General features: G+C 68.1%; 18 protein-coding genes. 10 read left to right on the top strand and 8 right to left on the bottom strand.

Translation table 11 applies throughout. From position 1 onward, the window contains the following. From ACVN9Z_RS18820 to ACVN9Z_RS18840, 5 genes are all read left to right on the top strand, one after another. Positions 1-1,860: a dipeptide ABC transporter ATP-binding protein gene (locus tag ACVN9Z_RS18820; RefSeq protein ID WP_109442100.1), complete on the top strand. Its 1,860-nt coding sequence runs from the start codon at positions 1-3 to the stop codon at positions 1,858-1,860. 122 nt (positions 1,861-1,982) lie between these two features. Further along, complete coding sequence (locus tag ACVN9Z_RS18825; RefSeq protein WP_006387468.1) at positions 1,983-2,519, top strand: YaeQ family protein; 537 nt, start codon at positions 1,983-1,985, stop codon at positions 2,517-2,519. Positions 2,520-2,683: 164 nt separating this feature from the next. Next, positions 2,684-3,283, top strand: coding sequence for a TetR/AcrR family transcriptional regulator (locus ACVN9Z_RS18830; protein ID WP_053500795.1), 600 nt, complete (start codon positions 2,684-2,686; stop codon positions 3,281-3,283). A gap of 125 nt (positions 3,284-3,408) precedes the next feature. Beyond that, positions 3,409-4,107, top strand: coding sequence for an SDR family oxidoreductase (locus ACVN9Z_RS18835; protein WP_054444257.1), 699 nt, complete (start codon positions 3,409-3,411; stop codon positions 4,105-4,107). A 56-nt stretch (positions 4,108-4,163) separates the two neighbouring features. Next, positions 4,164-5,588 (top strand): DHA2 family efflux MFS transporter permease subunit, encoded by a 1,425-nt coding sequence (locus tag ACVN9Z_RS18840; RefSeq protein ID WP_054448714.1) that lies wholly within the window; start codon positions 4,164-4,166, stop codon positions 5,586-5,588. A gap of 82 nt (positions 5,589-5,670) precedes the next feature. Here ACVN9Z_RS18840 and ACVN9Z_RS18845 read toward each other — a convergent pair whose 3' ends face one another. Next, positions 5,671-6,291, bottom strand: coding sequence for a chorismate--pyruvate lyase family protein (locus ACVN9Z_RS18845; RefSeq protein WP_038504796.1), 621 nt, complete (start codon positions 6,289-6,291; stop codon positions 5,671-5,673). A gap of 129 nt (positions 6,292-6,420) precedes the next feature. On the opposite strand from ACVN9Z_RS18845, the gene ACVN9Z_RS18850 reads away from it, so the two are divergent. After that, complete coding sequence (locus ACVN9Z_RS18850; RefSeq protein ID WP_020927307.1) at positions 6,421-7,152, top strand: pseudouridine synthase; 732 nt, start codon at positions 6,421-6,423, stop codon at positions 7,150-7,152. Between the two features lie 89 nt (positions 7,153-7,241). On the opposite strand, the gene ACVN9Z_RS18855 is transcribed toward ACVN9Z_RS18850, so the two are convergent. Next, a complete protein-coding gene (locus tag ACVN9Z_RS18855) occupies positions 7,242-8,147 on the bottom strand; it encodes a LysR family transcriptional regulator (RefSeq protein ID WP_026382680.1) in 906 nt (301 codons plus the stop codon). A 315-nt stretch (positions 8,148-8,462) separates the two neighbouring features. Here ACVN9Z_RS18855 and ACVN9Z_RS18860 point away from each other — a divergent pair, with 315 nt between their 5' ends. Genes ACVN9Z_RS18860 through adeC form a run of 3 tightly spaced genes read left to right on the top strand, consistent with a single transcriptional unit; the run spans position 8,463 to position 14,340 of the window. Beyond that, on the top strand, positions 8,463-9,656 hold the full coding sequence (locus tag ACVN9Z_RS18860; protein ID WP_458212520.1) for an efflux RND transporter periplasmic adaptor subunit: 1,194 nt from the start codon (positions 8,463-8,465) through the stop codon (positions 9,654-9,656). 14 nt (positions 9,657-9,670) lie between these two features. Continuing rightward, positions 9,671-12,853 carry an efflux RND transporter permease subunit gene (locus ACVN9Z_RS18865; RefSeq protein ID WP_054438943.1) on the top strand — a complete coding sequence of 1,061 codons (3,183 nt, stop codon included), beginning with the start codon at positions 9,671-9,673 and terminating at the stop codon, positions 12,851-12,853. Further along, positions 12,850-14,340: an AdeC/AdeK/OprM family multidrug efflux complex outer membrane factor gene (gene adeC, locus ACVN9Z_RS18870; RefSeq protein WP_458212521.1), complete on the top strand. Its 1,491-nt coding sequence runs from the start codon at positions 12,850-12,852 to the stop codon at positions 14,338-14,340. Before ACVN9Z_RS18865 ends, adeC begins: the two co-directional genes overlap by 4 nt. A gap of 79 nt (positions 14,341-14,419) precedes the next feature. Here adeC and ACVN9Z_RS18875 read toward each other — a convergent pair whose 3' ends face one another. Next, entirely contained in the window at positions 14,420-14,671 is a 252-nt protein-coding gene (locus tag ACVN9Z_RS18875; protein WP_006387478.1) for a GlsB/YeaQ/YmgE family stress response membrane protein, read from the bottom strand. 143 nt (positions 14,672-14,814) lie between these two features. After that, positions 14,815-15,429, bottom strand: coding sequence for an SCO family protein (locus tag ACVN9Z_RS18880; RefSeq protein ID WP_047992772.1), 615 nt, complete (start codon positions 15,427-15,429; stop codon positions 14,815-14,817). 222 nt (positions 15,430-15,651) lie between these two features. Between ACVN9Z_RS18880 and ACVN9Z_RS18885 the strand changes: the two genes are divergently transcribed. Continuing rightward, complete coding sequence (locus ACVN9Z_RS18885; RefSeq protein WP_081004612.1) at positions 15,652-16,383, top strand: class I SAM-dependent methyltransferase; 732 nt, start codon at positions 15,652-15,654, stop codon at positions 16,381-16,383. 59 nt (positions 16,384-16,442) lie between these two features. On the opposite strand, the gene ACVN9Z_RS18890 is transcribed toward ACVN9Z_RS18885, so the two are convergent. From ACVN9Z_RS18890 to ACVN9Z_RS18905, 4 genes are all read right to left on the bottom strand, one after another. Then, complete coding sequence (locus ACVN9Z_RS18890) at positions 16,443-18,509, bottom strand: M3 family metallopeptidase (RefSeq protein WP_112957514.1); 2,067 nt, start codon at positions 18,507-18,509, stop codon at positions 16,443-16,445. A 217-nt stretch (positions 18,510-18,726) separates the two neighbouring features. Then, entirely contained in the window at positions 18,727-19,578 is an 852-nt protein-coding gene (folD, locus tag ACVN9Z_RS18895) for a bifunctional methylenetetrahydrofolate dehydrogenase/methenyltetrahydrofolate cyclohydrolase FolD (protein WP_020927317.1), read from the bottom strand. A gap of 55 nt (positions 19,579-19,633) precedes the next feature. Further along, positions 19,634-20,260 (bottom strand): response regulator transcription factor, encoded by a 627-nt coding sequence (locus tag ACVN9Z_RS18900; protein ID WP_006219003.1) that lies wholly within the window; start codon positions 20,258-20,260, stop codon positions 19,634-19,636. Then, positions 20,257-22,011, bottom strand: a complete 1,755-nt coding sequence (locus tag ACVN9Z_RS18905) for a PAS domain-containing sensor histidine kinase (RefSeq protein WP_020927319.1) — start codon at positions 22,009-22,011, stop codon at positions 20,257-20,259. Before ACVN9Z_RS18905 ends, ACVN9Z_RS18900 begins: the two co-directional genes overlap by 4 nt. Positions 22,012-22,357: the final 346 nt, after the last annotated feature.

Raw genomic sequence — 22,357 nt, forward strand, 5'->3', positions numbered from 1 at the left:
ATGGACCCCAAACGCGTCGTCCAGGTCAACGACCTGACCGTGCGCTTCAAAACCCCCGAACGCGTCGTCGAAGCGGTGCGCAGCGTGTCGTTCCACGTCGATCGCGGCGAAACCCTGGCGATCGTGGGCGAGTCCGGCTCGGGCAAGTCGGTCACCTCGCTGGCGCTGATGCGCCTGGTGGAATACGGCGGCGGCCGCATCGTCAACGGCGGCATGCTGCTGCGCCGGCGCAACGGCGACGTGCTGGACCTGGTCAACGCGCCCGACAGCACGCTGCAACGCGTGCGCGGCGCCGACGTGGCCATGATCTTCCAGGAGCCGATGACCTCGCTCAACCCCAGCTTCACGGCCGGCAACCAGATCGCCGAGGCGCTGCAACTGCACCAGGGGCTGGACGCGGCCGCGGCGCGCGCCGAAACGCTGCGCATGCTCGAACGCGTGCGCATCCCCGAGGCCCGCGCCATTCTCGACCGTTATCCGCACCAGTTGTCCGGCGGCATGCGCCAGCGCGTCATGATCGCGATGGCGCTGTCCTGCAAGCCGCAGCTGCTGATCGCCGACGAACCCACCACGGCCCTGGACGTCACCATCCAGGCCCAGATCCTGCAACTGATCCGCCAGTTGCAGGAAGAAATGGACATGGGCGTCATCTTCATCACCCACGACATGGGCGTGGTGGCCGAAGTGGCCGACCGCGTGCTGGTCATGTACCGCGGCGACAAGGTCGAGGAGGGCGGTTCCGACGACGTCTTCGCCCGTCCCCGCCATGCCTACACCCGCGCGCTGCTGTCGGCCGTGCCGCGCCTGGGCGCCATGCATGGCACCGACGAGCCGGCGCCGTTCCCGCTGCTCAAGGTCGAAGAGGCCGCGCGCCAGGCCGAGCCGGCCGCCGCCCCGGTGGCGCAGCCGTCCACCGTGCGCCGCGACAACGGCCCGGTGCTGAAGGTGCGCGACCTGACCACCAGCTTCGACATCACCGGCGGCATCTTCGGCCGGGTGCAAAAGCGCGTGCATGCGGTCGAGAAGGTCAGCTTCGACCTGTATCCGGGCGAGACCTTGTCGCTGGTGGGCGAATCCGGCTGCGGCAAGACCACCACCGGCCGTTCGCTGCTGCAACTGGTAAAGAGCAAGAGCGGCACGATCGAGTTCGACGGCCAGAACATCGGCGCGCTGCGCGGCAGCGCCATGCAGACGCTGCGCCGCCACATCCAGTTCATCTTCCAGGATCCGTTCGCCTCGCTCGACCCACGCATGACGGTCGGCTATTCCATCATGGAACCCCTGCTGATCCACCGCGTGGCCAGCGGCGCCAAGGCCCAGGAACGGGTGCGCTGGCTGATGGACAAGTGCGGCCTCGCGCCCGAGATGATCGACCGTTATCCGCATGAGTTCTCGGGCGGCCAGCGCCAGCGCATCTGCATCGCGCGCGCCCTGGCGCTGAACCCCAAGGTGGTGATCGCCGATGAATCGGTGTCGGCCCTGGACGTGTCGATCCAGGCGCAGATCGTCAACCTGCTGCTCGACCTGCAGCGCGAGCTGGGCGTGTCGTTCCTGTTCATTTCGCACGACATGGCGGTGGTCGAGCGCGTCAGCCACCGCGTGGCGGTGATGTACCTGGGCCAGATCGTCGAGATCGGTCCGCGCCGCGCCATCTTCGAGAACCCGCAGCATCCCTACACGAAGAAGCTGATGGCGGCGGTGCCGATCGCCGATCCGCAGCGCCGCCACCGCGAGCGCTCGCTGCTGGTCGACGAAATCCCCAGCCCGATGCGCAAACTGGGCGACGATCCGCTGGTCGAGCCGCTGGTGCGGGTCGGGGAAGGGCACTACGTCGCGCGCCATTCCGTCGGCGTGTACTGAGCCACTGCCTGATCGCCCGCCGCATCGGCGGCGGGCGGCGGCCGTTGCGCGGGGCCGGCCGCGCCACAGGCGGTATCATGGCGGCCTTCAGTCATTCGCCCCATTCAACGGATTTTCTCGCCATGGCCCTGCGCGCCACTATCTACAAGGCCGACCTCAACGTGGCCGACACCGATCGGCACTACTACGGCAGCCACTCGCTGACGGTCGCCCGCCATCCCTCCGAAACCGACGAGCGCATGATGGTGCGCCTGGTGGCCTACGCGCTGCAGGCCCAGGAAGAACTGGCCTTCACCAAGGGCCTGAGCGACACCGACGAGCCGGACCTGTGGGTCAAGGACCTGACCGGCGCCATCACCCTGTGGATCGAAGTCGGCCAACCCGAAGAACGCCGCATCCTGCGCGCCTGCGGCCGCGCCGAGCAGGTCATCGTCTACTGCTACGGCGGTTCCGCCAGCAAGATCTGGTGGGACGGCGTGCGCAACAAGCTGGAGCGCACCCGCAACCTCAAGGTCATCAACCTGCCATCCGAGCAGACCCGCGCCCTCGCCAACCTGGCCGAGCGCACCATGCAGCTGAATGCCAATATCTCGGACGGGGTGGTGTATTTCTCGGCCGACAAGGGCGAAGTCAGCATCGAGCCCGAAATCTGGCGCTGATGGCCAGACCCGTCCCCTTTTGATGCCCGTTCGTTCGGGCCGCGAGGCGCGCAACGCCTGCTGTCGCGGGTGATCGCGACGCTGTAGTGCGCCGCAACAAAAAAAGCGTGCAAAGCGTCCGGGGCGGGTTTATATTATGGTCATCATATTCAGGAGTCCCGACCATGGCCGGCCCCGCTTCCCGCAAAGAGCTCTCCCATGACCGCATCGTGGAAGCGGCCGCGCGAGCGATTCGCCGGGAAGGCTATGCCGGCGTGGGCGTGGCGGACGTCATGAAAGAGGCCGGGCTCACGCACGGCGGCTTCTATGCGCATTTCCCGTCGCGCGACGCCATGCTGGTGGCGGCGATGGAACGCGCCGGCCGCGATGGCGCCGCCCGCATGGCGCAGGGCATGGCGCGGCGCCGCGCCGAAGGCGCCAGCCCGCTGCGCGCCCTGGTCGAGAGCTATCTGTCAGAGGGCCACCTGGTCGGTTGCGAAGGGGGCTGCCCGATTTCGGCGCTGGCCTCGGAGATGCCGCGCCAGTCGCCCGAGGTGCGGGACATCTCGGCCAGCCGGGTGACCGGGCTGGTCGGCGTGGTGCAACAGGCGCTGCCGGCCGACGCCGGCCCGCACGCCGCGATGGCGATCACCAGCAGCCTGGTGGGCGCCATGCAACTGGCCCGCGCGCTCGGCGACAACGCGCGGGGCCACGCCATGTTGGCGGCCGCGCGCCAGTCCATTCTCGACCAGTACGACAGCGAGGGCCGCCAGGCCGCCCACTGAAGCCCCCTTTTTCGGGCCGCATTGCGCGGCCTTTCTTCATCCCATAAATATGATGATCATCATATTTATATAACCGGCCGGTGTCACCGGCCACAGCCAGAACGCAGCACCCAAGGAAAGACATCATGGAACTGAAGAACGCTACCGTCCTCATCACCGGCGCCAACCGGGGCATCGGCCTGGCCTTCGCCCGCGAGGCGCTGGCCCGTGGCGCGCGCAAGGTCTACGCCGGCGTGCGCGATCCGGCCAGCATCTCGCTGCCGGGCCTGCAGGCCATCAAGCTCGACGTCACCAGCGACGAGGACGTGGCCGCCGCGGCCGCGCTGGCCAAGGACGTGACGCTGGTCATCAACAACGCCGGCATTGCCGCGACCGGCGGCTTCCTGGCCGACGACAGCATCGAATCGGCCCGCCGGCACCTGGAGACCAACCTGCTGGGCCCGCTGCGCGTGGCGCAGGCGTTCGCGCCGGTGCTGGCCGCCAACGGCGGCGGCGCGCTGCTGAACGTGCTGTCGATCGCGAGCTGGATCAACCGGCCGCTGCTGGGCGTGTACGGCATGAGCAAGTCGGCCGCCTGGGCCCTGACCAACGGCCTGCGCCATGAACTGCGCGAGCAGGGCACCCAGGTGCTGGGCCTGCACATGGGCTTTGTCGATACCGACCTGACGCGCGGCCTGGACGCGCCCAAGAGCACGCCCGAATCGGTGGTGCGCCAGGCCTTCGACGCGTTGGAAGCCGGCGCCGAGGAAGTGCTGGCCGACGACGCCACGCGCCAGGTCAAGCAAGGCCTGGCGGCCGAGCCGCCTGTCTACCTGCAGGCATGAACCGCGGGCGCCACGCCTTCGCGACCTTCCCGACGCCATTTCCGAGTCCGATCGACATGCATTCCAATGCCACCCCCGCGGCTCACCAAGCCGCCGCCGCGCCGTCCGCGGCCGAATCCCCCTGGCCGATCTTCTGGATCGCCAGCGTGGCCGTGTTCCTGGTTTCCCTCGACGCGACCATGCTCTACGCCGCGTTCGGCGCCATGCGCGCCGGCTTTCCCGAGGCCTCGGCCGCCGACATGTCCTGGGTGCTGAACGCCTACACGGTGGTCTATGCGGCCATGCTGATCCCGTCCGGCGGGCTGGCCGACACGCACGGGCGCAAGCGCATGTTCATGATCGGCGTGCTGCTGTTCCTGGCGGCCTCGGCCGCCTGCGGCCTGGCCGGCACCGTCGGCTGGCTGATCGCGGCGCGCGTGGCGCAGGCGGTCGGCGCGGCGTTGCTGACGCCGGCCTCGCTGTCCATCGTGCTGGCGGCGTTCCCGGCCGCGCAGCGCTCGGTGGCGGTGAGCCTGTGGGGCGCCGTGGCGGCGCTTGCCGCCGCGGTCGGCCCCAGCCTGGGCGCGTTCGTGGTCGATGCCGCCGGCTGGCCCTGGGCCTTCTACATCAACCTGCCGCTGGGCGCGCTGTCGCTGTGGTTCGGCGCCGCCCGCCTCGTGGAATCGGTGCGGCCCGAAGCGCGCCGGCGCGTCGATGGCGTCGGCATGGCGCTGCTGATGGTGGGCGTGGGCGCGCTGGCGCTGGCCATCGTGCAGTCGGAATCGCCGCACTGGAGCAGCGGCGAGCTGTGGATGGTGGCGGCCGTGGGGCTGGTGTCGCTGGCGGCCTTCGTGGGCTGGGCCCGCAGCACGCCGCATCCGCTGGTCGACCTGGCGCTGTTCAAGCATCGCACCTATCGCTACGTGAACCTGGCCACGCTCAGCTTCGGCATTGCCTTCGCGATGATGTTCTTCGCTTTCTTCTTCTACATGACGGGCGTCTGGCACTACAGCCTGCCGCGCGCCGGCCTGGCGGTCACGCCGGGTCCGCTGCTGGTGATGCCGACCGCGATCATCACCGGCAAGCTGGCCGCGCGCATGGGGCATCGGCCGTTCCTGGTGGGCGGCGCGCTGGTCTATGCCGCCAGCGGCCTGTGGTTCCTGCTGGTGCCCGGCGCCGAGCCCGCCTACCTGGCGCATTGGCTGCCGGGACTGCTGCTGAGCGGGCTGGGCGTGGGCATGGTGCTGCCCTCGCTGGCTGGCGCCGCGGTCAACCGGCTGCCGCCGCAGCACTATGCGGTGGGCAGCGCGGTCAACCAGGCCACGCGCCAGATCGGCGCGGTGCTTGGCGTGGCGTTGACGGTGCTGCTGCTGGGCAAGGGCGCGCTGAGTCACGCGGATTTCGACCCGCTGTACATCGGCCACGTTGGCCTGGCGTTGCTGACGGGCTTGCTGTGCCTGGCGGTGGACACGCGGCCGCGTCCGGCGCCGGCCCATGCGTGACCGGCGGCCCGGGGGCAAGGGCGCGGGATTGCATGGCGTGGGATGGCGCGCGGGCGGCCGCGCCCGCGGCATTGCGCCGCGCCTAGCGCGGCGTGCGCTGGTGCGGCACCAGCGGCGGCGCCGCGCGGCCCGCCAGCAGCTTCCAGAAGTCCGGCAGGAAACACTCGGCCACCAGCAGCGGCTGGCCCTGGCGCCAGAATACCGAGCGCCGCGCCCACACGCGGCCAGCCTCGCGCGCCTTGCCATTGGCCGCGAGGGCGCCCAGGGCGGTGGCGTGGAACGGCACCGGCGAGGCAAGGCGGCGACAGGCGAAAGGCGAACGGATCACCGTGCTGTCGTGGTACAGCATGTCGGCCAGCGGTCGCGTCAGCAGCCGCCGCATGCCCTGCCAAGCGCCGTGCGAAGCGCGCAAGGGCGTCAGGCTGCGCGCCGGCACGCTGTCGATGCCGTCGACCGACATCAGGACTTCGCGCACCCATACGGGCGCGCCGGGCGCGATGCGCATGGCATGGGCCTCGTCGGCGGGGGCGCCGTCCGCATATTCGGCCAGCACCCGCAGGCGCACCTGTCCGACCTGGCGCAGGCCGGCGGTCAGGGCGCCCGGGCGGAACAGCCAGTGGCGCTGCGTGAGTGTCAGGACGGGCGGCGCGCTGGCCAGCCAGCCCGCGGCGAGGGGAGGGTGATGTGCTGCGGCTAGATTCATCATGGCTGCGTATTATGCCAAGGCCGGCGCGCCGTCCGGGCGCGATGCCCTGTGGCCGATTGCCGCAGGCGCGCCGGCGCAGGCCCCGAGGCGGGGGCGCCGGCGGGGCCTGCGCATACAATACCGCCCATGGAAAAAGTACGAATCTCCAAGCTCATGTCCGAGCGTGGACTCTGTTCGCGCCGCGAGGCCGACAGCTATATCGAACGCGGCTGGGTGCGGGTCGACGGCGAAGTGGTGTCCGAACTGGGCGCGCGCGCCTTCCCCAACCAGGTCATCACGCTGGAACGCGCCGCGCAGGCGCGCCAGACTTCCCGCGTCACCATCCTCATCAACAAGCCGGTCGGCTACGTCTCGGGCCAGGCGGAAAAAGGCTATACCCCCGCGGTCGCGCTGATCGACGCGCGTTCGCGCTTTGCCGGCGACCGCAGCCCGCAGCGCTTCGAGCGCGGCCACCTGGACGGTCTGGCCGTGGCCGGGCGGCTGGACATCGATTCGCAGGGCCTGCTGGTGCTGACGCAGGACGGCCGCGTGGCCAAGCTGCTGATCGGCGAGGACTCCAGCATCGACAAGGAATATCTGGTGCGGGTGCAGGGCGACCTGTCCGAGAACGGCCTGGCGCTGCTCAACCACGGCCTGTCGCTCGATGGCAAGGCGCTCAAGCCGGCCCAGGTGCGCTGGCAGAATCACGACCAGTTGCGCTTCGTGCTGCGCGAAGGAAAGAAGCGCCAGATCCGCCGCATGTGCGAACTGGTGGGACTGAAAGTGGTGGGCCTGAAGCGCGTGCGCATCGGCCGCGTGGCCCTGGGCGACCTGCCGCTGGGCCAGTGGCGCTACCTGCGCGACGACGAACGCTTCTGACGGGCGGGGCGGCGCAATGCCGCCGCACGCCCGCCGCGCCGGCGCCTACCGGCCGCGTACAGATTTTTCAGTGTGTTTCCGGCTGTCTTTCATTTCATGAAGGGCGCGGTATCCTTCGCCTGCCCGTCGCCGCCCAGGCGCTCCATCAGGAACTCGATGAAGATCCGGGTCTTGGCGGGCAACAACCGGGTTTCCGTGACGGCATAGACCGGGAACGGGCCCAGTTGCCAGTCCGGCAGCACCCGTCGCAGCTGACCCGATTTCTGTTCGGCCGTCTGGCCTCCGACCAGCACGGTGATCCCCGCGCCCAGCATCGCCAGGCGCCGGGCCATCGCCACGCCATTGACGGAAAAGCGGTTGCCGGGCGTGAACTGGATGTGCTGGTCGCCGCTGTTGAGCGGCCAGCGGGTCACGCGGCCGGCGCCTTCGGCGCGGAACTCGATGCACTCGTGGCGGGTCAGGTCACTGGGGTGCTTCGGCTCCCCGTGCTTCTCCAGGTATTCGCGCGAGGCGTACAAATGGGCCGGCAGCATGCCCAGCAGCCTTGCGATCTGCGTCGAATCGGGCAGTTCGCCGATCTCGATGGAAATATCGCTGGTCTGGAACACGCGCTGCGCGTGGTCGGGATTGGCCAGGTCCAGGAAAAAGGTGACGTCGGGATAGCGGCGCGAGAACTCCATGAACGATTCAGCCAGGAAGTCCGTGCCGAAATCCGCCGGCATGTTCACCCGCAGCGGCCCCGACGGCGTGTCGACCAGCTTCTGCAGCTCCTCGTGGGCGATCTGGGCCTCGGCCACGATGCGCTGGCAGCGTTCGAAGTACAGCCGGCCGGCGTCGGTCAGTTCGACCTTGCGGGTGGTGCGGCTGAGCAGGCGCAGGCCGACCGACCGTTCCAGTTCGGCCACCTGGCGAGACAGTGTTGATTTGGGCACTCCCAGGGCGGCCGCCGCACGGCTAAAACTGTGCGTCTTGGCGACCTCCACGAAGAGCTCCATGCCTTGTAAGCGTTTCATGGAAGGAATTCTGTCACATGGCGGGGCGAATTATTGTCCCATATCTGGAATGATGTTTTCGTAATATGCCTCTTTGTTTCTCGGGCGGGATAACGCAAAATGCCGATTCTGCAATGCAGCAAAGCGTCGAAGCCCTGCCTGAATGTCTGAGGCGAAACCACCCCAGTCAATCCTCACGAGCCGAACCGATGCATGGTTCGGCTTGCGCCGTCGTTGTCGCCGGAATCCCGGCGGGCGCAGGCCCCGGTGGGCGGGTGTGAGGGCTACCTTTTTAGTTGGAAATCGGGAATGCAATCTATGAACAAGAAAAGCGCTATGTGGCGCGGCGCGGCGGTGGTCACGCTGACGGCATCGGCCCTGACGTTGGCCGCTTGCGGCAAGAAGCAGGAAGCACCCCAGGCGGGCAAGCCGCAGGTGACGGTCGTCACGCTCACCACCAAGCCGGTTTCCCTGACCACTGAATTGCCGGGCCGCACCTCGCCGTTCCGCGTCGCCGAAGTGCGGCCGCAGGTCAACGGCATCGTGCAGAAGCGCCTGTTCACCGAGGGCGGCGGGGTCAAGGCGGGCGAGCAGCTCTACCAGATCGACCCCGCGCTCTACCAGGCCAGCTTCGACAGCCAGAAGGCCGCCCTGGCGCGCGCCCAGGCGCAGCAGAAGACCGCCGCGCTGCTGGCCGAGCGCTACAAGCCGCTGGTGGCCACCCGCGCCGTCAGCCAACAGACCTATGACAACGCCGTGGCCGCGCGCGACCAGGCCGTCGCCGACGTGCTGTCGGCCAAGGCCGCGCTCGACACCGCGCGCATCAACCTGGTCTACACCAAGGTGCTGTCGCCGATCAGCGGCATCATCGGCCGTTCCTCGGTCACCGAAGGCGCGCTGGTCACGGCCAACCAGGCCACGGCCCTGGCCGCCGTGCAGCAGATCGACCCGATCTACGTCGACGTGACGCAGTCCAGCGTGCAGCTGCTGCGCCTGCAGAACGCGCTCTCCAGCGGCCAGCTCAAGAAGGCCGAGGGCGAGCAGGCCGCGCTGGTCACGCTGACGCTGGAAGACGGCTCGCAATACACCCAGCAGGGCAAGCTGCAGTTCTCCGAAGTCACGGTCGACCCGGGCACCGGCTCGGTCACGTTGCGCGCGGTGTTCCCCAACCCGGATCGCCGCCTGTTGCCGGGCATGTTCGTGCGCGCCCGCCTGGTCGACGGCGTTGCCGCCGACGGCCTGCTGGTGCCGCAACGCGGCGTGACGCGCAACCAGCGCGGCCTGCCGACGGCGCTGGTGGTCAATGCAGAGAACAAAGTCGAACTGCGTGAAATCAAGACCGACCGCGCCATCGGCGACCAGTGGCTGGTCACCGACGGCCTGAAGGCCGGTGAGAAGGTCATCGTGGAAGGCGTGCAGATGGTGCGTCCGGGTGTCGAGGTGGTTGCCACTGAAGCCAGCGCCAAGCCGGCGCAGCAACCGCAAGCGGGCGCCGCGGCGGCCAAGCAGTAGTCAGGGAGCCTTGCATGGCAAAGTTTTTTATCGATAGACCGGTTTTCGCGTGGGTGATCGCGATCGTGCTGATGATGGCCGGCGCGCTGTCCATCCTGAAGCTGCCGGTTTCGCAGTATCCGAACATCGCGCCGCCGGCCATCGGCATCGCGGTGACCTATCCGGGCGCCTCGGCGCAGACGGTGCAGGACACCGTGGTGCAGGTGATCGAGCAGCAGATGAACGGCCTTGACGGCCTGGAGTACATTTCCTCGGAAAGCAACTCCGACGGCAGCATGTCCATCACGCTGACGTTCCGCCAGGGCACCAACCCCGACACCGCCCAGGTGCAGGTGCAGAACAAGCTGTCGCTGGCGCAGCCGCTCTTGCCGCAGGAAGTGCAGCAGCAGGGCATCCGCGTCACCAAGGCCACCAAGAACTTCCTGATCGTGGCGGGCTTCGTGTCCACCGACGGCACGATGACCAAGGACGACCTGGCCGACTACGTCGCCTCGTACGTCCAGGATCCCATCAGCCGCACGCAGGGCGTGGGCGACTTCCAGCTGTTCGGTTCGCAGTACGCCATGCGCATCTGGCTGGATCCGGCCAAGCTGGTGAACTACGGCCTGACCACGGTCGACGTGGTCAACGCCATCAAGGAACAGAACGTCCAGGTCTCGTCCGGCCAGTTGGGCGGCCTGCCCGCGGTGCGCGGCCAGCAGTTGAACGCCACCATCATCGGCCCCTCGCGCCTGGAAAAGCCGGAAGACTTCGGCCGCATCCTGCTCAAGGTCAATGCCGACGGCTCCCAGGTGCGCCTGGCCAACGTCGCCCGCATCGAACTGGGCGGCCAGACCTACGCCATCGACAGCTACTACAACGGCAAGCCCGCCTCGGGCCTGGCGATCAAGCTGGCCCCGGGCGCCAACGCGCTCGACACGGCGCAGGCGGTGCGCGACACCATCAATAACCTGAAGCCGTACTTCCCGCCGGGCATGGACGTGGTCTATCCGTACGACACCACGCCGTTCGTCAGCCTGTCGATCGAGGAAGTGTTCAAGACGCTGGTGGAAGCCATCATCCTGGTGTTCCTGGTGATGTACCTGTTCCTGCAGAACTTCCGCGCCACGTTGATCCCGACGCTGGCGGTGCCGGTGGTGCTGCTGGGCACCTTCGGCGTGCTGGCCGCGTTCGGCTATTCCATCAACACCTTGACGATGTTCGGCATGGTGCTGGCCATCGGCCTGCTGGTGGACGACGCCATCGTGGTGGTCGAAAACGTCGAGCGGGTGATGGCCGAAGAGGGCCTGACGCCCAAGCAGGCCACCCGCAAGTCCATGAGCCAGATCACCGGCGCGCTGATCGGCATCGCCATGGTGCTGGCCGCCGTGTTCATCCCGATGGCGTTCTTCGGCGGCTCGACCGGCGTGATCTATCGCCAGTTCTCCATCACCATCGTGTCCTCGATGGTGCTGTCGGTGATCGTCGCCATCGTCTTCACGCCGGCGCTGTGCGCCACGCTGCTCAAGCCGATTCCCAAGGGCCACCACGGCACCAAGCGCGGCTTCTTCGGCTGGTTCAACCGCGCCTTCGACCGCAGCAGCCATGGCTACGCCAATACCGTGGCGCGCGGCCTGGGCCGCACCAAGCGCCTGATGGTGGTCTACCTGGCCATCGTCATCGCCATGGGCTGGATGTTCACCCGCATTCCCACCGCGTTCCTGCCGGCCGAGGACCAGGGCATCCTGTTCGCCCAGATTCAGACGCCCGCCGGCGCCACCGCCGAGCGCACCAAGGCCGTCATCGACGAGGCCACCAACTACCTGCTGACCGAAGAAAAGGACGCGGTCACCTCGGTGTTCGCGGTCAATGGCTTCAACTTCGGCGGCCGCGGCCAGAACGCCTCGATCCTGTTCATCAAGCTGCGCGACTGGGAAGACCGCGGCGACGCCAAGCTCAAGGCGGCCGCCGTGGCGGCGCGCGCCAATGCCCACTTCAGGAAGACCGAGCGCGACGCCATGCTGTTCGTGGTGCCGCCGCCCTCGGTGATGGAACTGGGCAACGTCGATGGTTTCGACTTCCAGCTGATGGACCGCGCCGGCGTGGGCCATGAAAAACTGCTGGCCGCGCGCAACCAGCTGCTGGGCGAGGCGGCGCAAAGCAAGATCCTGCAGGGCGTGCGCCCCAACGGCATCGAGGACGCGCCGCAGTACCAGCTCGACATCGACCGCGAGAAAGCGCGGGCGCTGGGCGTGGCCGTGTCGGACATCAACAGCACGCTGTCCACCGCCTGGGGCTCGTCGTACGTCAACGACTTCATCGACCGCGGCCGCGTCAAGAAGGTGTTCGCGCAGGGCGAGGCCTCGGCCCGCATGCTGCCCGAAGACCTGGACAAATGGTACGTGCGCAACAAGGATGGCGACATGGTGCCGTTCTCGGCGTTCGCCAAGGCCACCTGGAGCTTCGGCCCGCAGAAGCTGAACCGCTACAACGGCGTGCCGTCCTACAACATCCAGGGCCAGGCGGCGCCGGGCTACAGCTCGGGCGCGGCGATGGAGGAAATGGAACGCATCGCCAGCAAGCTGCCGGTGGGCGTGGGCTTCGAATGGACCGGCATGTCGTTCGAAGAACGCCTGTCGGGCGCCCAGGCGCCGGCGCTGTACGCGATTTCGCTGATCGTGGTGTTCCTGTGCCTGGCGGCGCTGTATGAAAGCTGGACGATCCCGTCCGCGGTCATGCTGGTGGTGCCGCTGGGCATCATCGGGGCGCTGGGCGCGACCATGCTGCGCGGCCTGTCCAACGACGTGTACTTCCAGGTGGGCCTGCTCACGACCATCGGCCTGGCGGCCAAGAACGCCATCCTGATCGTGGAGTTCGCCAAGGAGCACTACGAGGCTGGGGCGAGCCTGACGGAGTCGGCGATCCACGCCGCCCGCCAGCGCCTGCGCCCGATCCTGATGACGTCGCTGGCGTTCATCCTGGGCGTGGTGCCGCTCGCGATCTCCTCGGGCGCCGGTTCGGGCAGCCAGAACGCCATCGGCACGGGCGTGATCGGCGGCATGCTGACCGCGACCTTCCTGGCCATCTTCTTCGTCCCCGCGTTCTTCGTGATCATGCTGCGCCTGTTCAAGGTGGAACGCATGAGCGCGCGGCGCGATCCGCACGACCCCAGCGCCAACGATGCGCAGGACGTGTCCGTCGAAGGAAAACCGCAATGAAGCTGCAGATGAGAACCCTGGTTTCCCTTTCCCTGGCGGCGGCCCTGGCGGGCTGCTCGCTGGCCCCGACCTACGAACGGCCCGACGCGCCGGTCTCGTCGGCCTATCCGAGCGGCCCGGCCTACAAGGCCGACGCCGTCGGCGCCGTGGCCACGGCCGACATCGGCTGGCGTGATTTCTTCGCCGATCCGCTGCTCCAGCAACTGATCGAGCAGTCGCTGGCCAACAACCGCGACCTGCGCGTGGCGGCCCTGAACGTCGAGGCGGCGCGGGCGCAGTACCGCATCCAGCGCGCCGACCTGCTGCCCAGCGTCGGCATCGCCGGCAAGGAAACCGCCCAGCGCACGCCGGCCGACCTGTCGCCCAGCGGCCAGGCCAGCACCAGCCACAACTACCAGGTCGGCGCCGCGCTGTCCTCGTGGGAACTGGACCTGTTCGGCCGCATCCGCAGCCTGAGCGACAAGGCGCTGGAATCGTACCTGGCGCTGGACGAGACCCGCACCGCGACCCAGTTGACGCTGATCGCCGAAGTGGCCAACGCCTACCTGACGCTGCGCGCCGACCAGGAGCTGCTGAGCCTGACGCGCGACACGCTCAAGAGCCAGGACGACTCCTACAAGCTCACCAAGCAGAGCTACGACCAGGGCCTGTCCACGGCGCTCGACCTGAGCCAGGCCGAAGTGTCGCTGCGCACCGCCCAGCGCAACCTGTCGCAGTACACGCGCCAGGCCGCGCAGGACCGCAACGCGCTGGTGCTGCTGGTGGGCCAGCCGCTGTCGCCGGAAATCTCGGCGGCGCTGGACAACGCCGTCAAGCTCGACGACGGCATGCTGCCGACCGCGCTGCCGGCCGGTCTGCCGTCCGAACTGCTGGCGCGCCGCCCGGACATCCGCGCGGCCGAGCACCAGCTCAAGGGCGCCAACGCCAACATCGGCGCGGCCCGCGCCGCGTTCTTCCCGACCATCAGCCTGACGGGCAACGCCGGCACCGCCAGCGCCAGCCTGGGCGGGCTGTTCGACGCGGGCTCGGGCGCCTGGAGTTTCGTGCCCCAGATCACGGTGCCGATCTTCGCCGGCGGCTCGCTGCTGGCTGGGTTGGACCTGGCCAAGGTGCAGAAGAACATCCAGGTCGCGCAGTACGAGAAGACGATCCAGACCGGTTTCCGCGAAGTCGCCGACGCGCTCGCGGGCCGCGGCACGCTGGACGAACAGATCCAGGCCCAGCAACTGCTGGTGGCCGCCAACCAGCGCGCCTATGACCTGTCCGAGCAGCGCTTCCGCCAGGGCATCGACGACTACCTGACGGTGCTCGATTCGCAGCGTTCGCTCTACACCGCGCAGCAGGCGCTGGTCGATACGCGCCTGTCGCGCCTGTCCAACCTGGTCACCTTGTACAAGGTGCTGGGCGGTGGCTGGACCGAGCGCACCGTTACGGCGGCGCAGCCGGCATCGGACGCGACGGCCGCGTCTGGCGGCCAGCCGGGCTGAGCTCGCGGCGTTTCGATAGTGGCAAAAAAAGCGGGCCGATCTTTCGATCGGCCCGCTTTGCGTGGCGCGCGCCAGCGCGTCAGCCGCGCTTCTTGGCGATGAGGCCGACCACGAACAGCACGATGATCGCGCCGACCACCGAGCCGATCCAGCCGGCCGGTTCGCCCGGGGCATACCAGCCCAGGTTCTGGCCGAGGAAGCCGGCCACGACCGCGCCCACGATGCCCAGTATGGTGGTCATGATGATCCCCATGTTCTGGTCTCCGGGCATGATCGCGCGGGCTATCAGCCCGACGATGAAGCCGACGATGATCATGATGATGATGCTCATGCGCGTACTCCTTGCGAGGGTAAAGGGCGATGTGCCCTGATATTACTCACGCGCGTGCCGCCGGGGCTGTAACAACTGGTGTGTGGGGCAAGCACGCAACATGCTGCGCCGCGTCGTCCGTGCAGCAATGTTGCAAGGCGCCCCTAAGAGGTCAGGTCGATGAGCTGGCGCAGGTCCTTGGTCATCGCCTCGATGCTGTCGGTGTCCGAAGCCAGCAGACGGGCGCGGCCCTGATTGTCGAAAATGTACACCCCGCGGCTGTGCGTCACCTCGTACTGGTCGGCGTCGTCGCCGGGCCGGGGCTTTTCGATCTGGTAGGCCACGCGGTAGCGGCGCGCCAGGTCGGCCACCTGCTTTTCATTGCCGGTGACGCCGATGGCCTGGCTGTTGAACGCATTGACGTAGGCCTGCAGGATGTCCGGGGTGTCGCGATGCGGATCGACGCTGACGAACACGATGCGCACGTCGCGCGCCTTGTCGCCCAGGTTCTGCAGCACCGCCGTCAACTGCGCCATGGTGGTGGGGCAGATGTCGGGACAACTGGCGTAGCCGAAGAACAGCAGCACGGTCTTGCCCTTGAGGTCATCGCTGCTGACGGTCTTGCCGCCGGCGCCCGGTAGCGAGAACTTCAGGTCGGGCAGGTGGCCCTTGACGTTGTAGAGCGTCCAATCGACATTGCGGTCGCCGCAGGCGGCAAGCAGCATGCACAGGGCCAGGAAGAGACCGCGCCAGGCGCGTCCGGTAAGCAGGTGTCGCATGGGTTCCATCGCCGGTTGGAGGGATAAACCCGTCGATTCTACCCGTTGGCGGCGCGCTGGCCGCGCGCCGCCAACGGTGCGGTTTGTCCCGGCGCAAGGCGCGCGCGGCGCACTTGTGAAGCTTTGTCGAAATATTGTTGGAGAAGTGGCAAATCGGGCCATGCGAACGGTTGTTGACAGCTACAGTCAGGATATTGTCAGTTACCGGCGAGGTGCCACCCTATGAACACCGCGGCCAGCCACGCGCTGGGCTATCCCTATTTCCCGTACTACCCCGTGGTGCTCGACATCCTGCGCAGCCGCCTGGCGGGGCGTGTGCTGGACGCGCCTTGCAATCGCGGCTGGCTGGGCGACATGGTGCGCCCGGCGACCGGACGCGATGTCGAACTCGATGGCATCGGTCCGGCCGGGTTGCCGGCCTCGGCCAATGGCTACCGGCGCCTGACCGTGCATGACCTCGAAACGCCGCTGCCCGCGGCCGCGCCCTACGACGCCGTGGTCTGCAGCGAAGCGATCCACCTGGCGTCCAACCCCGGCCTGCTGGTGCGCGGCTTTCATGACGCGCTGCGCCCGGGCGGCACGCTGGTGCTGACCACGCCCAACGCGGGCCGCGTGCGGGTCCGCCTGCGGGCGCTGCTGCGCGGTGTGCATGTCGATCCCTGGAGCGCCGCGGCGCGCACGGAAGGCGCGCTGTTCCCCCTGGGTTTTGCCCAGCTGCATCAATTGCTGGCGCATCATGGATTCCACGACATCACCCTGCATTCCGTGGTCGAAACCAGGCAAGGGCGCTGGCTCGATCATCTGCTGGCCTGGCCCGCGCGGCGCTATTGCCAGGCGCGCCTGAAACACGCGCAGGACGAGGACAGCCGCCACTTCTGGCGCCAGGCCGGTTCGGAACCGTCGGTGCATGGGAACTGGCTGGTGGTATCGGCGCGCCGGCCGGGGGAGCGCTAGCGCGGCCAGCCAAAAAAATGGCCCGCTCGCAAGCGGGCCCTGGATCATGCGCGAATCGATCAGCTCGCGCTCATGCCACTGTGGCGCAGCAGCGCGTCGATGCGCGGGGCGCGGCCACGGAAGGCGGCGAACGACTCGGCGGCGGGGCGCGAGCCGCCGACGGCCAGCACTTCGCGGCGGAAACGCGCGCCGGTGGCCGGATCGAGCGTGCCCAGGGCGTTGCCGGCCTGCCTTGCCGCGGCTTCTTCAAATGCCTCGTAGGCGTCGGCGGACAGCACCTCGGCCCACTTGTAGCTGTAGTAGCCGGCGCCGTAGCCGCCCGCGAACAGGTGCGAGAAGGCATGCGGCAGGCGGTGCCAGGCGGGCGGGAACAGCACCGCGACCTCGGCGCGCACTTCCTGCAGCAGGGCCAGCACTTCGCTGATGCTGGCGCCCTTGGCGCGGTCGTGCATCAGCATGTCGAACAGCGCGAACTCGATCTGGCGCACGGTCTGCATGCCGCTCTGGTAGTTGCGGGCCGCGACCAGGCGGTCGTAGAGCGCGCGCGGCAGCGGTTCGCCGCTGTCGACGTGGGCCGACAGCTTCTGCACCACGGCCCATTCCCAGCAGAAGTTTTCCATGAATTGCGAGGGCAGTTCGATGGCGTCCCATTCGACGCTGGCGAAGGCGGCGGCGCCGGGCTCGTCCACTTCCGACAGCAGCGCGTGCAGGGCGTGGCCGGTTTCGTGGAACAGGGTGATGACGTCATCGTGCGTCAGCACGGCGGCGCGGTCGCCGTTGGGGCGCGAGAAATTGCAGGTCAGGTAGGCGATCGGCGTCTGCACGCGGCCGGCGACCACGCGGCGGGTGCGCTCGCTGTCGACCCAGGCGCCGCTCTGCTTGCCGGCGCGGGCGTACAGGTCCAGGTAGAGGTAGCCGATCAAGTCGCCCTTGGGGCTTTCGACGCGCACGCCGCGCACGTCGGCATGCCACGACGACACCGGCGTTTCCGCCAGGCGCACGTCGAACAGCGTTTCGATGACCTCGAACAGGCCGGACAGCACGCGCGGCTCGGTGAAGTATTGCTTCACCTCGTCTTCGGAATAGGCGTAGCGCGATTCGCGCAGGCGCTCGGAGGCATAGGCCACGTCCCAGGGTTGCAGCTCGGCCAGGCCGAGTTCGGCGGCGGCGTAGGCCTTCAGCTCGGCCAGGTCGCGCTGGGCATACGGCTTGGCGCGCGCGGCCAGGTCGCGCAGGAAGGTGGTGACTTCCTTGGCGTCGCGCGCCATGCGCGTCTGCAGCCGCAGCGCGGCGAAGGTGCCCAGGCCCAGCAGGGCGGATTCCTCTGCGCGCAGCGACAGCAGTTCCTCGATCAGGGGCGAGTTGTCGAACCGGGCGTCGCCCTGTTCCGACGCCACCGTGCCGTAGCCGCGGTACAGCGCCTCGCGCAGCGAGCGGTCCTGCGCGTACTGCATGACGGGCAGGTAGCAGGGCATCTTCAGCGTCAGCTTCCAGCCCGGCTTGCCGTCTTCCTCGGCGGCGGCGCGGGCGGCGGCCCGCACGTCGGCGGGAATGCCGGCCAGGCGGGCCTCGTCCTCGATCAGCAGCGACCAGGCGTCGATGGCGTCCAGCACGTTCTCGGAGAATTTCTGCGAGGCCTGCGCCTCGCGGTCGGAAATGGCGGCGTAGCGCTCGCGGTCGGCGCCGCGCAGTTCGACGCCGCTCAGGCGGAAGTCGCGCAGGGCCATCTCGACGATGCGGCGGCGCACCGGCGACCACGACGCGAAATCGGGCGCGGCGGCCAGGCGCTGGTACTGCTGGTACAGGCCTTCGTGCAGGCCGACCCAGGTCGAGAATTCGGTCACCAGCGGCAGCGCGGCGTTGTAGGCCTCGCGCAGTTCGGGCGTGTTGACCACGGCGTTCAGGTGACCGGCCACCGACCAGGCGCGCCACAGCCGCTCGGACGCGGTATCCAGCGGCTCGACCACGGCTTCCCAGGTGGGCGCCAGCGCCGGATCGGCGGCGCGGTCCACGGCCTGGCGGGCGATGCCCAGCAGTTCCTCGATGGCGGGCACCACGTGGGCGGGCTTGACCGCCTGGTAGTCGACCAGTTCTGAGACGGGGGCGAGCAGGGGATTCTGGGTCATGGTGTTACCAATAGCGTGAGAGGAGGGCGGGCAGCACGCGAGCGCGCCGGCAGGCATAAGGATCAGGTTGGGGCGGCAGGCCGAAAAGCAAGGGCAGGCCCTGGGCGCGCCCGGTCTCGCGCACCACGCCCAGAGACGACTGTGGGTTTGCCCCCGTCCCCCGGAAGGGCGCGGGGCAAACCCACAAGGGTGCCACGGCGGGGCGCGGGACCGGTCTTCAGGCCGCGGCCCGTTCCGCCGCTTCGACGGTGTTGACCAGCAGCATGGCGATGGTCATGGGGCCGACACCGCCCGGCACGGGCGTGATGGCGCCGGCCACCTGGCTGGCGGAGGCGAAGTCGACGTCGCCGCACAGCTTGCCGTCGGCGCCGCGGTTGATGCCCACGTCGATGACGACCGCGCCGGGCTTGATCATCGAGCCGTCGATCATGCCGGGCTTGCCGGTGGCCACCACCAGCACGTCGGCGCGGCGGGTCTGGGCCGCCAGGTCGCGCGTCTTGGAGTTGCAGATGGTGATGGTGGCGCCGGCGGCCAGCAGCAGCATGGCCATGGGCTTGCCGACGATGTTGCTGGCGCCGACGATCACGGCCTCGGCGCCGCGCAGGGCCACGCCTTCCGATTCCAGCATCTTCATGACGCCATAGGGCGTGCAGGGGCGGAACAGCGGCTGGCCGGTCATCAGCAGGCCGGCGTTGCTGACGTGGAAGCCGTCCACGTCCTTCTCGGCGGCGATGGCCTCGATGACCTTGTGCGCGTCCATGTGCTTGGGCAGCGGCAGCTGCACCAGGATGCCGTGGATGGACGGATCGCGGTTCAGCTTGTCGATGCGGGCCAGCAGTTCGGCCTCGGTCATGTCGGCGGGGTACTGCTCCTTGACGGAATGCAGGCCGGCCTTTTCGCACGCCGCGACCTTGTTGCGCACGTACACCTGGGAGGCGGGGTCTTCGCCCACCAGCACCACGGCCAGGCCGGGGCGGGTGCCCTTGGCGGCCAGCGCGGCGACGCGTTGGGCGACTTCTTCGCGAATGCGCTGCGACAGGGCGGCGCCGTCAATGATCCTGGCGGACATCAGGCAACCTCCGCGCGGTGCGCTACGGTATTCGCCTTGGGAACGGCCCGGCGGCTCATGCGTGTGCCTCGGGTTTGGCCAGGGCCACTTTCATCAGATCGGCAACGGTGGTCACTTCAAGTTTTTCCATGATATTGGCGCGGTGCGCCTCGACGGTCTTGATGCTGATGCCCAGGTCGTCGGCGATCTGCTTGTTCAAGCGGCCGGCGACGATGCGCTCCAGCACCTGCTGCTCGCGCGCGGTCAGGCGCGCCAGCATGGCTTCGTGGTCTTTCTGGGCCTGGTGCTTGCTCACGCGCTGCGTGGCCTGCTCCAGCATGCGCGCCACGATTTCGCGCAGATCGGATTCGTTGAACGGCTTCTCGAGGAAGTCGACGGCGCCCTTCTTCATGGTCGACACGGCCATCGGCACGTCGCCGTGGCCGGTGATGAAGACGATGGGCAGGGGGGCGTTGCGGGCGATCAGCTGTTCCTGCAGCTCCAGGCCGCTCATGCCGGGCATGCGCACGTCGGCGATCAGCACGCCGATCTGGCTGGCGTCGTAGTCTTCCAGGAACGACTCGCCGCTGGCGTAGGCGCGGACGCGGTAGCCGTTGGCTTCAAGCAGCCAGCGCAGCGAATCGCGGACCGCTTCGTCGTCATCAACAATGAATACCGTGCTCGACAGGTGGGGCGTGTTCATGCGTGCAACTCCTCTGACTGGTCATTCTGGGCCTGCGTCTGGGACGCAGCGCAGGGCAGGGTAAAGCGGAAAATAGTACCGCCGGCGGGGTTCGGGTCCGCCCACAGGCGGCCGTGGTGCGATTCGATAATGGTACGGCAGATATTCAGCCCCATGCCCAGGCCCTGGGTCTTGGTGCTGAAGAAGGGTTCGAACAGGCGTTCCGGCTCGGCCAGGCCGTGGCCACGGTCGACCACCGCCACCTCGATGTGCTGCTCGTGCAGGATCACGGCCACCTTGAGCTCGTCGGACTCGCTCTTTTCCATGGCTTCCAGGCCGTTCTTGAGCAGGTTCAGCAGCACCTGTTCGATCAGGATCGGGTCGGCCAGCACGTCCGGCGCATTCGACGGCACGAAGCTGTCGATGCGGATGCGGCGCTTGCGGGCGTCGATCTCGGCGAAACCGATGGCGTTGTCGACGATGCGGCCGATCGCCACGCGCTGGCGGCGCGGCTCGCTGCGCTTCACGAATTCGCGGATGCGGCTGATGATCTTGCCGGCGCGCTCGGCCTGCGAGGCGGCCTTCTCCAGCGCCGGCAGCAGCATGTTGGGGCTGGTGTGGCCGGCCTTGACCAGGGCCACCGCGCCCATGCTGTAGTTGGCGATGGCGGTCAGCGGCTGGTTCAGTTCGTGCGCCAGCGACGAGGCCATCTCGCCCATGGTGGTCAGGCGGCTGGTGAGCTGGATCTTTTCCTGCTGCACGCGCGAGGCTTCTTCGTGGGTGCGGCGCTCGGTGATGTCGCGCGCCACCTGCATGCGCACGCGGCGGCCGTCGGTCCAGGCCAGCATGCGGTGGTGCACTTCGAACCAGCGCTGCACCGAGGGCGCGAAGACTTCCACGGATTCATCCGTGAAGCGGCCGCGGCGGCCGGCCAGCAGCTCGTCATGGCCGCCGGTCTGGGCGCCGAACACGCGGCGGTAGGTGCGGTTGGCGAACAGCAGCTCCAGGCCGTCGTGGGTGTCGGCGGTGACCGAGATGGCGTCGTCCAGGCCTTCCAGCACCGTCATGAAGCGCTCGTGCGCGGCGGTCAGGGCCTCGCGGATGCGCTTGGGCTCGGTGATGTCGGTCATCGACGTCATCCAGCCGATCTGGTTGCCGTTGGGGTCCAGCAGCGGCGATACGTACATGCGCGCCGTGAAGCGCGAGCCGTCGCGGCGCTGGGCCTCGACTTCCAGGCCGCTGCTGGGCGTCTTGCCGGACATCAGCACGTCCAGGGTGTGCTGGTGCTGTTCATGGCGGCCCGGCACCCAGTAGGGGAAGGGCGGGCTGCGGCCGATCAGGTCGGCCTCGTTCCAGCCGATCATGCGGCAGAAGGCCGGATTGACGTAGGCGATGCGGCCTTCCATGTCCAGCACGCGCATGCCGGTCGACATGGAGTTCTCCATGGCGCGGCGAAAGCCGGTCTCGGCGATCAGGGCGGCCTCGGCGGCGGAACGGAAGCGTGTATAGCGCCACAGCATCAGCAGGCTGATGACGATCACGCAAGACAGCGCCAGCACCACCCAGATCAGGCGCTGCTGCCGCATTTCCTGGTCGATGGTCACGAACATGACGCTGTCGTCATGGATGCGCTGCAACCAGAAGAACACCCCCATCACACAGATATAGAGGATCAGCACCATCGCGGGCGTGACCCAGTACACCCCGCGTCGGCGCGTGCGGGCGTGGTCGTGGAACGGCGTGGGTATATTGGACTTGGGCGCGCTGGACATGGAGTTCGGGCCGGATAGGCCGGGCATTTTTCATCGCCGGGCCGCCTCAAGATGAAAACGGCCCCGCGGGGCTGCAAGCCGAAGGCGCGGCGTGGGGGGCATTTTAATGCGTGTCGGAACGGAATTGCCGGGAATCAAGCCGGACAGGCGGATGATCGGCTAAAAAAGTGGGGAATATCGCTTTAAGCTTCTGTTCATGTTTTCGCATTATGAAATGCCGTACCGCAACATGAAATTTTCCTTGCGACCGGTTAATCTTCTTTCTTAGAATGCCGGCTGATAGGGAAACCGCTCCCGAGTAGCTGGTCTCTAGCACAACACCCCGACCCATGCATGGCATGGTAGC

This window comes from Achromobacter sp. KK8 (assembly GCF_054188005.1).